The organism is Nocardia sp. NPDC001965 (assembly GCF_053594175.1).
Genome location: NZ_JBSFDZ010000036.1, coordinates 26,952 through 42,081, shown reverse-complemented (window position 1 = coordinate 42,081; position 15,130 = coordinate 26,952). Strand labels below are relative to the sequence as shown.

The 15,130-nt window shown below is 67.2% G+C and carries 14 protein-coding genes; 2 read left to right on the top strand and 12 right to left on the bottom strand.

Annotated elements, in window-relative coordinates; genetic code table 11:
• The first annotated feature begins 187 nt into the window (after positions 1-187).
• Positions 188-979 (top strand): SDR family NAD(P)-dependent oxidoreductase, encoded by a 792-nt coding sequence (locus tag ACWCPQ_RS29930; protein ID WP_449905084.1) that lies wholly within the window; start codon positions 188-190, stop codon positions 977-979.
• A gap of 12 nt (positions 980-991) precedes the next feature.
• Here the strand turns inward: ACWCPQ_RS29930 and ACWCPQ_RS29925 are convergent, their stop codons facing one another.
• From ACWCPQ_RS29925 to ACWCPQ_RS29905, 5 genes are all read right to left on the bottom strand, one after another.
• Positions 992-1,834 (bottom strand): IclR family transcriptional regulator, encoded by an 843-nt coding sequence (locus ACWCPQ_RS29925; RefSeq protein ID WP_449905091.1) that lies wholly within the window; start codon positions 1,832-1,834, stop codon positions 992-994.
• Positions 1,835-2,022: 188 nt separating this feature from the next.
• The gene (bphC, locus tag ACWCPQ_RS29920; protein ID WP_449905083.1) at positions 2,023-2,928 is read right to left on the bottom strand and encodes a biphenyl-2,3-diol 1,2-dioxygenase; all 906 of its coding nucleotides are present in this window, start codon (positions 2,926-2,928) and stop codon (positions 2,023-2,025) included.
• 39 nt (positions 2,929-2,967) lie between these two features.
• Positions 2,968-4,146 carry an acyl-CoA dehydrogenase family protein gene (locus ACWCPQ_RS29915; RefSeq protein WP_449905081.1) on the bottom strand — a complete coding sequence of 393 codons (1,179 nt, stop codon included), beginning with the start codon at positions 4,144-4,146 and terminating at the stop codon, positions 2,968-2,970.
• Between the two features lie 61 nt (positions 4,147-4,207).
• Positions 4,208-5,383: a Rieske 2Fe-2S domain-containing protein gene (locus ACWCPQ_RS29910; protein WP_449905079.1), complete on the bottom strand. Its 1,176-nt coding sequence runs from the start codon at positions 5,381-5,383 to the stop codon at positions 4,208-4,210.
• Positions 5,384-5,741: 358 nt separating this feature from the next.
• Positions 5,742-5,903 (bottom strand): hypothetical protein, encoded by a 162-nt coding sequence (locus ACWCPQ_RS29905; RefSeq protein WP_449905077.1) that lies wholly within the window; start codon positions 5,901-5,903, stop codon positions 5,742-5,744.
• Between the two features lie 338 nt (positions 5,904-6,241).
• Between ACWCPQ_RS29905 and ACWCPQ_RS29900 the strand changes: the two genes are divergently transcribed.
• Positions 6,242-7,540 (top strand): TetR/AcrR family transcriptional regulator, encoded by a 1,299-nt coding sequence (locus tag ACWCPQ_RS29900; RefSeq protein ID WP_449905076.1) that lies wholly within the window; start codon positions 6,242-6,244, stop codon positions 7,538-7,540.
• 37 nt (positions 7,541-7,577) lie between these two features.
• Here the strand turns inward: ACWCPQ_RS29900 and ACWCPQ_RS29895 are convergent, their stop codons facing one another.
• From ACWCPQ_RS29895 to ACWCPQ_RS29865, 7 genes are read right to left on the bottom strand one after another with little or no spacing between them, the layout of a single operon-like run.
• Complete coding sequence (locus tag ACWCPQ_RS29895) at positions 7,578-8,207, bottom strand: hypothetical protein (RefSeq protein ID WP_449905075.1); 630 nt, start codon at positions 8,205-8,207, stop codon at positions 7,578-7,580.
• A 14-nt stretch (positions 8,208-8,221) separates the two neighbouring features.
• Positions 8,222-9,403, bottom strand: coding sequence for an MCE family protein (locus tag ACWCPQ_RS29890; protein WP_449905073.1), 1,182 nt, complete (start codon positions 9,401-9,403; stop codon positions 8,222-8,224).
• Positions 9,400-10,509 (bottom strand): MCE family protein, encoded by a 1,110-nt coding sequence (locus ACWCPQ_RS29885; protein WP_449905071.1) that lies wholly within the window; start codon positions 10,507-10,509, stop codon positions 9,400-9,402. The genes ACWCPQ_RS29890 and ACWCPQ_RS29885 overlap by 4 nt, the downstream gene beginning before the upstream one ends.
• 14 nt (positions 10,510-10,523) lie before the next feature.
• Entirely contained in the window at positions 10,524-11,624 is a 1,101-nt protein-coding gene (locus ACWCPQ_RS29880; RefSeq protein WP_449905069.1) for an MCE family protein, read from the bottom strand.
• The gene (locus ACWCPQ_RS29875; protein ID WP_449905089.1) at positions 11,621-12,634 is read right to left on the bottom strand and encodes an MCE family protein; all 1,014 of its coding nucleotides are present in this window, start codon (positions 12,632-12,634) and stop codon (positions 11,621-11,623) included. The genes ACWCPQ_RS29880 and ACWCPQ_RS29875 overlap by 4 nt, the downstream gene beginning before the upstream one ends.
• Positions 12,634-13,656 (bottom strand): MCE family protein, encoded by a 1,023-nt coding sequence (locus ACWCPQ_RS29870; RefSeq protein WP_449905067.1) that lies wholly within the window; start codon positions 13,654-13,656, stop codon positions 12,634-12,636. Before ACWCPQ_RS29870 ends, ACWCPQ_RS29875 begins: the two co-directional genes overlap by 1 nt.
• Positions 13,656-15,125, bottom strand: coding sequence for an MlaD family protein (locus tag ACWCPQ_RS29865; protein ID WP_449905065.1), 1,470 nt, complete (start codon positions 15,123-15,125; stop codon positions 13,656-13,658). The genes ACWCPQ_RS29870 and ACWCPQ_RS29865 overlap by 1 nt, the downstream gene beginning before the upstream one ends.
• Positions 15,126-15,130: the final 5 nt, after the last annotated feature.

Here is a 15,130-nt window from a genome sequence, read left to right as displayed (position 1 = left end):
GGTCCTCGGTCAATTCATGCCTACGTGCCACCACGACCACACATCAAATCAAACCGGCACCTCAACCGCCCAGACTTTGAGGACACTCTCTAGCGCGACCCGCGCACGAACCGGTTCCGGACGGCAGCCGCCCGGAGCCGGCAGGTGCACCTGGCGGGCCGCGGTGTACCCGGCCTAGCGTCACACCATGACCACCACAGCAGTCGTCACCGGCGCCGGCCGCGGTATCGGGCTCGCCATCGCCCGTCACCTCGCCGATACGGGCCACCTGGTCGTTCTCACCGATATCGACGGCGCGGCCGCACAACGGTCCGCCGCCGAGATCGGCCGGGGCGCGGTCGGGTTCGCCCAGGATGTCCGCGAGATCGCCACCCACCGCGCGATCGCCGAGCGGGCCGCGGCCCTGGGACGGCTGACCGTCTGGGTGAACAACGCCGGAGTGCTGTACGCGGGCGACGCCTGGACCCATCCGGACGAGGAGATCGCCACTATCCTCGATGTCAACATCCGCGGGGTAGTGGCAGGGTCGGCGGCCGCGATCGGGCAGATGGGGCCGGCGGGCGGAGCGATCCTCAATATCGCCTCGCTCTCGGCGCTCACCCCGGTGCCCGGGCTGGCCCTGTACGCCGCGACCAAGGCGGCCGTCCTGTCCTATACGACCTCGCTGCAGGGCGATCTCCGGCACGCCGGATTGCCGATCCGGGTCCGCGCCCTGTGTCCCGATGTGGTGCGCACGCAAATGGTCACCTCGCGTGCCGCGGATCCCGGTGCCGCATTGCTTTTCGCCGGACCGGAACCGATGGACGAGGACGCGGTCGCCCGGGCGGGGCTGGCGCTGATGGAGAGCCGGCAGATCTTCCGGGTGATGCCCCGATGGCGCGGCGCGCTGGTCCGCGGCGTCGATGTGGCGCCGGCGTTCGGCCTGCGACTGGTCTCCCTGATGCGCAAGCTCGGCGATCGTCGGCAGGCCCGTACCTGACCGCCCGCTCGCTCAGACGTACTGCAGGGCGGCGGTCTGCGACTGGTGGGGCCTCGGCACCGGGCTCAGCGGCCGAGCCTGCTGAAGGGTGGGATGCACCCGGACCCGCCCGTCCTCGACATTGCGCCAGATGCCGAGGGCGGTCATCCGCACCGGCGCGGCCAGACGGTGGTCGAAGGCCATCCGGTCGACCGGTCCGCAGATGGATACCGCGGCCACTGCCTGACCGATCTCGCCGACCGGTGCCGCGACACATCCGAAACCGGACAGCGATTCCTCGCGTTCGAAGGCGATACCGTGCGCCCGAACCTTGGCCAGTTCGGTGCGCAGCTGTGCGGCGGTGGCGATGGAATAGCGGGTACTCGGCCGGACGGGGCCGGCACCGAACACATCGCCGCGTTCGCCGTCGGCGTAGGCGAGGATCGCCTTGCCGACCGCCGTACAGTGCGCGGGCTGGCGGCCGCCGACCCGGGTCGGCACCGCGCCCGCGAGCCGGCCGCCGATCTTGTCCAGATACACCACATCGGTGCCGTCGAGTACGGCCAGATGCACCACGTATCCGGTGGTGCGGTGCAGTTCGTGCAGGAAGGGCACGGCGGCGCGGTGCAGCCGGTCCTGGTGCACCGCGAGCGAGCCGAGCTCCATGAGACGTAGTCCCAGTTCGTAGTCCCGGCCGTCGCGGCGCAGCCAGCGCAGTTGAACGAGCCGCTCCAGAATGCGGTGCGCCGAGGACCGGGGTAGCCCGGTGCGGCGCACGATCTGCGCGAGCGTGAGGCGCCCCGGGCCCTCGAACGCGTCGAGAACGAGCGAGACGCGATCGAGCACAGCGCTCGGGGTGGCGGCGTCGGCCTGGATTGTCATGAAGCCCTCCATTGGGTCTACGAAGTCATGCCCCCAACCGGATATGCCGAATAGGCATATTCCTATTAGTACCATCTGCTTGTGGTAGCTGTCACACGAATCGCAAAGGTTGGCCGAAAATCACGAACGGCCCCCCGGCCGAGCGAAAACGCTCGGCCGGGGGGCCGTCCACACCGTGATTTCTACATCGCGGCCAGCGGTTCGCTACCGGACCAGTCGTGACCCCAGTAGCTGTCCGCGGTGATCTCCTCCGCCGTGTAGTACTTCTCGTCGACCCGCATCCCCTCGGTCCCGAACTCGATATCCCAGCCGCCGGGGGCGCGCACATAGAACGACACCATTTTGTCGTTGGTGTGCCGGCCCAGCGTCGAGGACACGGAGAACCCGTCCTTCGCGACCCGGTCCAGCGCCTGACCCACCGCGTCCAGCGAATCGACCTCCACCATGATGTGCACCAGACCGGGCGCACCCCCGTGCGGCGCCGGGCACAGGGCCAGGCTGTGGTGTCGTTCGTTCACTCCGAGGAAGCGGATCCGGACCGGTCCGAACTCCGGCGGCGCCGGCACCCGGAACGCACCGCGCGGCAGGAAGCCGAGCACCTCGGTATAGAACTCGAACGCGCCGCCCAGATCCATGGTCGGCAGCACCACATGCCCCAGGCCTTGGGCTCCCGTGACGAACCGCGCGCCGAACGGGGTCACCACCGGACTGTGATCGAGGACCGGACCGTGGAAGATCTCCAGCGTGGCCCCGGCCGGATCGGTGAAGGTTATCGCCTCCTCGACCCGGCGGGCGTCGGCATCCGCCGAGGACAGCGCTTCCACCGCGACCCCGGCCTTCGACACCGCCTCCCGGACCCGCCGCAGCGCCGCGCCGTCGCGGACCTCCCAGCCGATCCGGATCACCTCGTCGGTATCCCCGGGCACCACCACGATTCGCGCCGCCCGCTCGTCCATCCGCAGGTACAGGGCGTTCTCGTCCGGTCCCGATCCCTCCGCGAAGCCGAGCACACCGAAGGCGAACTGCCGCCAGCGCTCCATATCCGTGGTCTGGATCTGCACATAGCCCAGGCTCTTGATATCGGTCATTGTTCGATATGTCCTTGTCGTTCGTCTCGTCCCGGCCGGTCAGATCATCGAGCGCAGATGATCGGCCGGATCGAATCCCATCGAGCTCAGCGCCGCGGCGTGGTACACGGTGCTGGGTACGTGAATGGCATGGTTGAGGCCGGCGTGCGCGTCGCGCCAGTACCGCTGCAGCGGTTTGTCCATCCGCAGCGCGTTACCGCCGGACCGGGCGAAGATCTGGTCCACGGCCATCACCGCGCGCCACGCCGCCCGCACCTGGGTACGGCGCACGGCCGCCCGTTCGGCGAAATCCACCTCGCCGCCGGACTCGACGATGCCCCAGACGCGGTCCACATTGGCGAGCAGTTCCTGCCGCGCGGCGTTGATATCGGCGGCGGCCTCGCTGATCGCGAACAGCACGTAGGGATCGTCCTTGACCGCCGTGCCCTGCGCGCCCACCCGGCCCCGCTGGTAGTCCAGATGCGCGGCCAGTGCGCCCTCGGCGATCCCGATCACCGCCGCGCTGATACCCAGCGGGAACATCGTCGACCACGGCATCTTGTACAGCGTTTCGGTGACGCCGTACTCGCGCTGCGCGGTGCCGTCGATGACATGGTCACCGTTCATCACCCGATAGGAGGGCACGAACGCGTCGCGGACGATGATGTCCTTGGAACCGGTCCCCTTCAACCCCACGACATTCCACGAATCCTCCACGATCTCGTAGTCGGACCGGGGCAGGATCATGTGCAGCATGGTCGGCGGGGCGGCGATACCGCCCTTTTCGTCGCCGAGCATGGCGCCGAGGAAGATCCAGTCACAGTGGTCGGTACCCGAGCTGAACTGCCAGCGGCCGTTGAAGATATAGCCGCCGTCCACCGGACGGGCGATACCGGTCGGCGCGTACGGCGACGCCATCCAGGTGTCGTTGTCCGCGCCCCACACCTCTTCCTGCACCAACGGATCGGCGAAGGCGAGCTGCCACGGATGGACACCGACGATGCCGCAGATCCAGCCGGTGGCCGGATCGAGCGCGGCCGCCGCCATCACCGATTCGGCGAACTCCCGCGGATGCGCCTCGAAACCGCCGTACTTCTTCGGTTGCAGCAGCCGGATCGGCCCGGCGGTCTTCAGCAGTTTCGCCGTCGAATCCGGAAGCCGGCCGAGCGCTTCGGCCTCGGGGGACTGGTCGCGGAGCTGATCGGCGATCGCCGCGAGATTGTCGAGAACATTGGTCATGTCGAGGTTCCTCGGGGATGACGCGCACGGTGTTCGCCCGGCGCGGGAAGGGGTTGAAAGGTCAGGCCGTGGTGTCGAGTACCGCGCCGCGGGCGATATTGTCCGCGACCTCGGCCTCCCAGCTGGACACTGCGCGTTCGGTGTCGATCTCGAATTCGAACCGTTTGGTCATGTCCTCGGTGACGTCCTCGATGTCCACGTAGAACTGCTGGTACCAGCGGCGCAGCTGATAGACCGGGCCGTCCTCTTCGGAGAGCAGCGGGTTGTCGATGGGCGCCTTGTTCTTCCAGATCTCGACATCCTGTTCGAAACCCACCTCGACACCGCGGGCGAACTGCGCGGCCATCGCCTCGGCGTCCGCGTCCGACATGCCCTGCGGTTTCTTCACCATCGCGCCGTACTGCAGCACGAACGAATTCGCCGTGACCGGATAGTGGCAGTTGATCAGCACCGTTTCGATCGTCATACCCTGCGCCTCGTTCCACAGCCAGTCGATCATGTAGGAGGGGCCGAAATAGGAGGCGTCCGAGCGCAGTGCGGAATTCGGATCGTCGTAGCTGGTACCGACATTGATATCGCCGCGCGGCGTGGACCGCATGTACTGGGTCGCCACATGGCCTTCGAAGACATTCTTGAAATAGCGCGGGAAGGAATAGTGGACGTAGAAGAAGTGGGCCATATCGACGACGTTGTCCACGATCTCGCGACAGTTGGACCCCTCGACGTACAACGTGTTCCACGTCCAGTCGGTCCACTCCGCGGTACCGTAACCCTCGAGCTGCGGAATGGTCACCTCGTCGGTGGGTTTGCTGCCCTGCGGGTCGTGCCAGACGAACAGCTGACCGTTGCGTTCCAGTGTCGGCCAGGCCCGGGTCCGGGCCAGCGGCGGTACCCGCCGGGCATACGGGATCCCGGTGCATTTCCCGTTCCCGCCCCAGCGCCAGTCGTGGAACGGGCAGGCGATGGAATCGCCTTTGACCGTGCCCTGCGCGAGGTTGCCGCCCATATGGCGGCAGTAGGCGTCGAGTACGTGCAGCGTGTCGTCGGTCTCGGAGCGGAAGACCACCAGGGTCGTCCCGAAGGCCTTCACCTCGTGCGGCTGTCCGTCGCGGAACGATTTCGCCAGGCCCAGGCAGTGCCAGCCGCGCGCGAACCGGGTCGGGGCCGCGGCCGCCTCGATCTGCCTGTATTCGTCTGTACCGTGCTGGGATCGCCCGTTCGGTGCATGAGCCGGCATCGGAACCTCCATGTTCGGAGCGGAGTTGAGTAACTGCGCCGATAGTGACGTGGAACATGGGGGTGAACAGTGCTTCGTTCCCGGTCAGTGGAAACGTTTCGACATGCGATCACACCGGAGACCCGGCGGTGGAGACGGTGGCGACCCGGTTTCGGTCCGGAGCAGCAGGGCGGCGGAGGCAGAGGCATCAGCCCGGAAAGTCACGGCCGACGCGTGGCGACACGCTGTCGGCCGCACGGACCCGAGGCACAGCCTCGCCGCACCTCGCGGGCAGGTCGGCGGACGCGGGTAGGAAGACCGGGTAGGGAGACCGGGTAGGGAGACCGGGTAGGGAGACCGGGTAGGGAGAAAGCGGGACTCAGAAGCAGATCGACGCGCTTCCGAGCGGAATGCAGATCACAACCGATCCGGTGACCGGAGCCACCGGCTCCGTAGCGGCCGATGCGACGGGTGCCGCGATGAAGCCCAGCGCCAGGGCAATGGTGCTCGCGGCGAACAGTTTGGTGATTCGGTTCGACATTTCTGATCCTCTATTCGCAGGCCGACCGATTCGTCGACGCACAACTCAGCTTTCGCCGCTCAGGAGGTGGGCACCAGACATGGAACCATGAATATCCGGTGTGGGTGTCACGATCCGATCACCGGTGGAACCGGCGCGGTTACGTCCCGGTGGCGGCCGGATCGGGTAGATCCGGCGCTGGTCGGGCCGATATCGCATGGGGAGAGCTTCCACGTCTCCGGTCCCGGCTCGGCCAGGGGACGAGCCCGGATCGGGCGCGCTGTCCGCTCACCGAGCAAAACGGTCCCTGAGCGGGGTGCGCAGCGTTGTCGCTGGTTACCCGACGTTAGGATTGCGGGATGAGCGCCGACAATCGCCGGGTCCGGTCGTCCGCGCCGGCGGTGCGCGCGAACGGGCGCGAGGACCCGGGTAACGACGTCGCCGCCGGGAAAAAGGAGAGCGCCGAGGCGGCCCGGCCCGTGCGCCGTCGGCCGAAGAACCGCCGGGCACAGATCGCCGCGGCCGCGGCCAACGCGTTCGGTTCGCTCGGATACCACGGCGTGAGCATGGAGGACATCGCCGGTGGGCTCGGCATCAGCTCCGCAGCGCTGTACCGGCACTACCCCAGCAAGTACGCGCTGTTCCAGGAGGAATCGCTGCGGGTCGGCCAGGCCATGGCAGACGCGGTACAGCTCGACCCCGCGGCCGCCGGGACCGAGCCCGAGCAGCGGTTGCGGACGGTACTCGAGGCGTTGTGCGCGGTCACGGTGGCCAACCGGGCCAGTGTGGCGCTGGTGCGCTGGGAGGGTCGCTACCTGGAGCCGGCGGATCGCGAGATCCGGGACGCGCAACAGAACGCGGTACTGGCGGCGCTCGGCACCCGGTTGGCCGCCTGCCGACCGGAGGTGAGCGGCCAAGATCGCCGGGTGCTGGTGGTGGCGCTGCTGTCGGTGATCACCAGTATCGCCGATCATCATGCGACGCTGCCCACCAAAGCCCTTGCGGGGCTGCTCGTCACCACCGCGATGGATCTCGCGGCGGTATCGCTGCCCGAACCCGGTGCCGTCGAACCCGTACAACCGGTGGAGATTCCGGAATCGTTCAAACACGAACTACTGCTGCGCAAAGGTGTGGAGCTCTTCCACGCCCGCGGATATCCGAATGTGAGCGTGGAGGATATCGCCACGGCGGCCGGCCTTTCCGCAGCCTCGGCGGTGTACCGCTTCTACCGGGGCAAAAGCGATCTCCTGGCCGCCGCCTTCCGGCGGGCCGCCGAACGGGTGTCCAGCGCGATCGGTCCCGCCGTCGCGGGAGCGACCGGGCCGCGCGAGGCCCTGGATTCGCTGATCCACCAGTACGTCGAGGGGTCGTTCGCCGAACGCGAGCTCACCTTCGTCTACTACACCGAATTCCAGCACGTTCCCGCCGAGGAGCGCGCCGCGCTGCGCAATGTGCAGCGGCTCAGCGTGGAGGAATGGGCGCGACTGGTCCGGGAGGTCCGTCCGGAACTGTCCGGCCCGCAGGCCCGTTTCCTCGTGCACGCTGCCTTCGCCCTCGTCGTCGACCTGGGTCGCGCGTTCGGCACGGTGGCGACCGCTTCGCAGGAGCGGGTCGCCCTGCTCATGCGCACAATTCTGTACGGTCACTCGCTGCGCTGACACCGACCGGCGGGACCGCCGGTGCTCGGCGGCCGGGTCAGGGCGCCGCGCCGGCGGACAGCGGCGTGATCATCTGGTCGACCAGCCAGTTGCCGTCGATCTTCTGCATTCGCATCACCATGCTCAGCTGTCCCGGCGCGGGTTGCCCCCGGGTACCGAGGCTGCTGATGGTCTGTCCGATCACCACCACGGTCTCCGCCGAAGTGGCATCCGCCGATTTCACGGCGCACTGGATATCGCCGGCCGTGGAGACCACCTGCCCCGCTACCAGCGCCTCCCGAAGTTCGGCGGTGGTGGTCTCGAACTCCTTCTTCCAGTCGCCGGTCGCTCCGGCCGCGACAGCGGAGAAGTACGGATCCAGATTTTTCGCGTCGTAGTTGGCGAGCACCGGAGCGTACCGGCAGGCAGCCTGCCGGGCTTCCTCGTACGCGGCCAGTGTCGTGGATTTGTCCCGCTCCTGGACGTACAGGTAGCCGGCGACCCCTACCGCGCCGAGCAGCAGAACCGCTGCCGCGACGAACGCGGCGATCAACGGCCGGGCGACCGCGGGGCGGCCGCGTGACCGCCCCGCCGCGTCGTCGGCTCGATCAGCGGCCGGCTTCTCCATCGCCACCGCCGATTCCACGGCTTCCCCGGTAGCGGTTTCCGCCGGCTTGTCGTCACTCATTTCTCGTCTACTCCTCAACGGCCCGGGATCGGGCGGGACAGTTCGTCACCGCTGACACCGGGTGGCGGTCCGGCGGTGTTGTCGGGGATATCGGGCCGGGGCGCGTTGGCGGAACCGCGCACCTGCAATGCCGGATCGTCGGTGACACAGTAGTTGTACAACCGGACCCGGGTATCGGCCGCCCGCTCGGTCGGGACCAGCGGAATCGTGTCGTATTCGCAGGTGGGCCGGGGCCAGATGTCGACCAGGGTGTGGAACATTCCGTCGTGTACCGGCACGTTCAGCGCCGCTGTTCCCGCTCGCAGCGCCGGGAAAAGCGCCGCGATCGCCGGCTGCCGCAGTTTCGCGGCCCGGGTGATGGCCACGAAGTTGGTCACCAGGTTCGTGATCGGATCCTGGGTCTCGTCGACGAAGCCACCGAGTGTGGCCAGCTGCCCCGGCGCCAGGTCCAGCAGCCGGCGCACTTCCTGGTCGGCGGCGGTGAGCTGCTGGAACAGCACACCCGCCGAACCGGTCAGCGTCCCGAGATCGGGTTGGGCGTACTGGGTGGTGTCGGCGATGACAGTGAGATTCTCGATGAGTTGCCGGGTCTGCGGCAACAGATTCTCCAGACCGGCCATGGCGCGGCTGATCCCGGAGATCATATTGCGCAGCCGGTCCGGTCCCCCGGCCAGCGCTTTGTCCAGTTCGTCCACGATCACGGTGAGCCGTTCCGGATTGAGCCCGCTGATCATGGCGCTCATATTCGACAGCAGCGAATGCACCGTGACCGGTATCCGGGTGCGCTGCACCGCGACCCGGTCGCCGTCGCGCAGGTAGGGTCCCGTATCCGCGTCGGGCCGGAAGTCCAGGTACTGCTCGCCGACCGCCGACAGCCGCCCCACCACCACGGTCCCACCTACCGGGATCTGCACTCCGGAATCGATTTCGGCGACCGCCTCGATTCCGGTATCCGATACCCGGACATCGGCCACGCGCCCGATCCGGGTGCCCCGGAAGTTGACATCGTTGTCGGCCAGCAGTCCGCCGGATCCGGTCAGGTCCACCGTCACCCGGTAGGTGCTGTTCGGCAGCAGATCGATCCGCAGCACCGAGGTGCCCAGATAGCCACAGCCCACGATCAGCACCATGATCAACCCGATATTCGCGACACCGACCCGGTGCCGGACCAGCCAGTTCCAGAGCGGGATGTTCATCGCGGGCCTTCCTGCGGAGCCGGGCCGGGCTGTGGCGGGCCGGTCAACCGGCCCTGGATCTTCTGCAGTACCTGCGCAAGGCTGCCGATGAAGGCCGGCACATCCGACCCGTCCGGCAACCGGCTGCGCGACGGATCGGTCAGCGCGCCGATACTCAGGTAGGAGACGCGGGCTGCCACTGCCAGGGCCGGGCCTTCGAAGGACTGTTCCAGAGACGGGTACAGCGCGTGCAGACCGTCCAGGGTCTGCCGCAGATTGTCACCCATTGCCGTGAAACCACCCATGAGCCGCCGGATGCTGTCGAACAGGCTGATGAATTCCGGGCTGGTGGTATCGCTGAAATCGCCCAGCGCCGACATGGTCACCGAGATCTTCTGGATCAACCCGGTGATATCCCGGTTGTTCTCCGCGACCAGTCCCAGCAGGTCGGGGAAAGCGTCCGCGGCCTGGCCCAGCTCTTGTTTGCGGGCGGCGAGTTCGCCGGTGAGCACGTTCACGCCGTGCAGCACACCGTCGATATCGGCGGTCCGGGCGTTCAGCGCGCTCAACACCTGGGTCATCTCGGTGATCAGATGCCCCAGTTGCGGCGCCCGACCGGCGAACATCGAATCCATTTCCGCGGTGATCCGCGCGGCCTGATTCAATCCGCCGCCGTTGAGCAGCAGCGATACCGACACCATGAGTTCTTCCACCGAAGCTCCGGCGCCGGTGTGATCGGTATCGATCACATCGCCGTCGGCGAGGATCGGCGCGTTCGGATCCTCCCGGGGGAGGGTCATGGCGACGAAGATATCGCCGAGCGGGGTGCCCTGCCGCAGCTCCGCCGTGGTGCCCTGCGGCAGCCGGATGTCCCGGCGGATGAGCATCTGCACATCGGCGACGAAATCGGTGGTGGAGATATCGGTGACCACCCCGATATCGGTGCCGCCGATCTTCACATGGGCCCGATCCGGCAGATTCAGCGCATCCTGGAACCGCACCCGCAGGGTGTACCCCGGCCCGCCGATACCGGGTTCGGGCATCGGCACATTCTGCACCGTGAGCGCACCACACCCCGGCAGAGCGAGTACGGCTGCCGTCACCACGACCAGCAATCTCCGGTACATCCGGTTCCCACTCCTCATCGGGTCATGCCCAGTAGTGCGGCGGTGATCCCGAAATCCGGTCCGAAGTCCTGGACGCGGCCGGTGCGGCATCCGTCGGAGCGCATCTGGACGCGTTCGCAGAAGGTGGACAGCACCTCGTTGTCCAGCAGTGCCTTGTCCAGGAGCGCGTGCACCCGGAATGCCTGGTGCTCGTTGCTCACACCGTTGGCGAGGTTCTGGAAGAACAGGGGACCCACGTCCACCAGTTCGGTCAGCCCACGGGCGTTGGCCCGCATCTGCCCGGTGATGCCGACGAACCGTTGCAGCGCCCCGGCCAGCTGGTCCCGGTTCTCCCCCACCAGTGTCGAGGTGTTGTTCACGAAATCCTCGAGCTGGACGAGGACCGCCTGTAGGCCCGGGGACTGGTCGCCCATCAGCTGGACGAGTTCGGTGAGCCGGGCGCTGAAATCGCGCACGGTCTGATCGTTCTGGGCGACTACCTGCGTGATCTCGTTGAGTTTCACGATCGTGTTCGCTATCTGGTCCTTGTTGGCCAGGGTCACCTCGAAGGCCGCGGACAGATTGTCGAGGGTTTCGCGCAACCGGTCACCGTTGCCCTCGAGGAGCGGGAACAGCACCCGGCTGGCCAGCGGGCCGGCCTCGTTGTCACCCTCGAGCGCGGCGCCGAGCTGGTCGAAGTTCTCCAGGATCCGGTCCAGTTCCACCGGCACCCGGGTGCGTTCCAGCGGGATATGCGCCCCGTCCTCGAGTTTCGGACCGTCACCGCTGTAGGCGGGGGCCAGTTCCACATGCCGGTTGGTGATCAGTTGTGGCGAGATCAGCGCGGCCATGGCATCGGCGGGTACGTCGACGTTCTTGTCCAGTGCCATGGTGACCTCGACATAGCTGCCGCGCGGGGTGACGGTCTCGACCCGGCCCACCGGCACGCCCAGTACCGCCACCTCGTTTCCGGCGTACAGGCCGGCCACGTTCTCGAAATCGGCGCTGATCCGGACGTGTTCGCCCAGATACTGTTCCGGTAGTCCGGCGATACTGTCGGGCAGTACCGAGCAGCCCGCCGCGCACAGTCCGGCGAGCCCGGCCGCGATCACGCGCGCAAGAGTGCGCAGGTTCATTTTCCACACCCCTCGACGACCTGCGCGAAGCACAGCCAGTTGTCCGGCAGGAACCAGGGCGCCCACACATCGGCGTAGGGCCCGTTACCGATCACATTGTTGAACTGCCGCAGCGACACCGGCAGGATCTCGTAGAGCCGGTCGAGGTTGTCCCGGTTCTTCTCCAGGCCCTGGGTCATCGTGTTCAGGTTCTGGATCAGCGGTCCGAGCTGCCCGTTGTTCTCCAGACCCATATCCCGCAGCAGCCCCGAGAGCGTCGCGACATTGTCCAGCAACCGGCGCAGCAGGTCTTGACGCATGGCGACCGCGTTGCCGATCGCCTCACCGCGGGTGAGCAGCGTCAGCACACTGTTCTGGTTGTCGGCGACCAGCTGGGAGACCTGGTCCATGCTCTGCAGCAGGGTGTCCACCTCGTCGCGCCGGGTGTTGATCACTTTCGCCAGCGAGCCGATCGAATCCAGCGCGGTCACGGCCAGTTCCGGTGAAGCACCCATCTGCTGGGAGAAGATATCCAGTGCCTGCCGGAGTTTGTCCGGATCGATACGTTCGATGCGTTCGAAGGACGAGGTGTACTTCGGGTCCTGGATGACTTTGGCCAGGTTGTAGGGAACCGAGGTATTGGCCAGTGGAATCCGTCCGTCTCCCGACTCTTTTCCCGCTCCGGGTACCAGTTCGATATGCATCCGGCCGAGGATGGTGGACATCTCGATCGCCGCGCGGGCATCGGTGGCCAGCCGGATATCACGGCTGATCTTCATCACGACCTCGACCTTGTCACCGGCCAGCCGTACCGACCGCACCTCGCCGACTTCGATACCCGAGACATCCACGGTCGCGCCGGGGCGCATCCCGGCCGCCTGTGCGAATTCCGCGGTCACCGTCTTGTCGCCGAGTCGTAGCTGCGAGAGCACACTGGATCCGAGGACCAGCGCGGCCACCGCGGCGGCGGCGAGCAGTCCCTGCCACAGAAAGCGGTTCTTCGTGAAAGCCGGACGACGCAACCGGGCCATCAGCGGCACACCTCCGATTGTGAATCGCCGCCGATCTGGGAGAACAGACCCGGCGGCAGCAGTACACCCCACAGCGAGACGTCCAGGTTGCAGATGTAGGCGTTGCCGTACGCGCCGTAACTGGTGAACCGCGCGAGCCCGTTGAGTACGTTCGGGAGTTCGACGGCCGCCCGGTCGAGTGCGGTGCCGTTGAGCAGCAGCAGTTCGACCGCGGTGGTGGCCTGGTCCTGGGCCGCCACGACATCCGGTTTGACGGAGCCGATCAGGGCGGTCAGCGAATCGGTGGAATAGGCCACCCGGTCCACCGAGCTCTTCAGCGTCTCGCCTTCCGCGTAGAGCGCGTCCATCAGTCCTCTGGTCTGGGTGATCAGTGTTTCCAGCTCCTGGCTGCGGTTGGCCAGACCGGCGACCACGCTGCTGAGGTTGGTGATCACCGCGCCCAGGATCTCGTCGCGCTGTCCGAAGGTGTTCGCGAGTTCGGCGGCCTGGGTGATGAGCGCGCTCAGTGAGACGCCGTCACCCTGAAGGGCCTGGATGAGGGTGTCCGACAGCGAATTGACCTGGTCCGGTTGGAGCACACTGAACAGTGGTTCGAAACCGGACAGCAGCGCCGAGACGTCGAACGACGGTTCGGTGCGCTCCACCGGGATATGCGACCCCGCCGGTATCTCGGCGCCACGCTCCTTACCCGGCAGCAACGCGATATAGCGCTGGCCGATCAGGTTCTGGTATCGCACCAGCGCTTTCGTGGTGTCGGTGAGCCGCTGCCGTTCCTCGATCCGCAGTGTCAGCCGGGCCTTGTAGTCCGATTCGAACTCGATCGAATCGACCCGGCCGACGCGTACCCCGGCCATCCGCACATCGTCGCCGACCCGTACTCCCATCACATCGGTGAAGGTGGCCGAATAGGTCTCGGTCGCGCCCGGCACCGACCGCTGCAGGGTGGACCAGATGGTGAAGGTCAGCACGATCGCGACGACGGCGAAAATACTGAAACCGGCAATTGTCCGCGCCAGGCGCATCAGGCCTCCCCGTCGGAGTAGACGTCGATCGTGCCGCCCGCCAGGATCGGTGTGAGCAGGAGCAATTCAGCGGCCGTGGGTTGTCTGCCGAGCAGTGCGGCGACAGCGGCGTGACCGCGCAGTTGCGCGATCGGCGCACCTGCCGGCGCGGCGGCGCCGGGCGCCGCTTGCCCGGGTCCGGCGGGTACCGGTCCGGCGGGTACCGGCGCGGTGGGGAACAGCGGCGTATTGATCCCCGGGATGGCGGGCAGTCCGGGAAGTGCCGGCAGTCCGGGCAGCAGCGGAACAGTGGGCGCCTGCGCGGGTGCGGGCAGCCCGGGAACCGGCAGCTGCGGTTTCGGTCCCGCGCCTTCCACCCAGCCGGGCAGCAATTTCGCCGGATACTCCTGCGGTGGCGCGACCTCGGGTACCGAGGGGCCACCGCACCGCGGTCCGGCCATTTCGCCGTAGCGCGGGCAGTCTTTCGCCGTGTACTGCTGGAACGGCGTGAACGACACATCCAGACGCCAGCGCATCTGGCCCTGCGCCCCCCAGCCGAATGCGCCGGACAGTTTTCCGAGGGCAGCGTTGAGGTTCGACACCGCGGTCGGAATGGCCTCCGGATCCTGCGCCAGCGAGCCGAAGAGTCCGTCGACACCCGGTACCAGTTCCTTGGCCGCGTCCGGGTTCCGGGCGAACAGTGCGTTCACCGAATCCACCGCCCCGCTCGCATTCGCGAGCATGGTGATCAGGTTCTCCCGGCGCTCGGTGAGGGTGCGCGCGGTGGTCACCGATTCCGACAGCACTCCGACGAGTTCGGGGGCAGACTGGCTCAGTGCTGTGGTCGCGCGGCCCAGATCGCCGAGCAGATTGCCCACACCCTCGATATGCCGGACTTCGGTCACCCACTTGTCCAGCCGCTCGATCGTGGATCCGGGTGCCCTGGCGCCCGGATCCAGGGCCGCGGAGAAGGTCGCCAGCACCCGGCCGAGTTTCTCCGGCTGGATATTGTCGAGCACATTGCGCAATACGGTCAGCGTCGTCTGCAACTGCACCGTTCCGGCGCTGGTGTCCTCGGCGATCTGCGCTCCGGCGGCCAACCGGCCGGGCGCGGCGCCGTTGTCCACCAGTTCGATACCGGAGACACCGAACAGGTTGTTCGGGACGACCCGCGCGGTGACATTGTCGGGAATGGTCGGCGCGATACGAGAATCCAGATCGATCTGCACCCTCTGCTGTTTCCCGGCGGCCACCACGTCCACCGCGGTCACCGCGCCGACCACCATGCCACGGAACTTCACATCCGCACGTTCCGGCAACCCGTCGCCGGTGCTGGTCAGTATGGCGTCGACCGGCACCCGATCCTCGAAGCGACCGGTGTAACGCAACCCGAGCAGCCCCAGCAGCACCGCCACCAGCGTGATCATCGCCAGCCCGGCCACCGACATATGCCACGGCCGCGGGCCCCGGCCGCTGTGATCTACGAACATCGCCG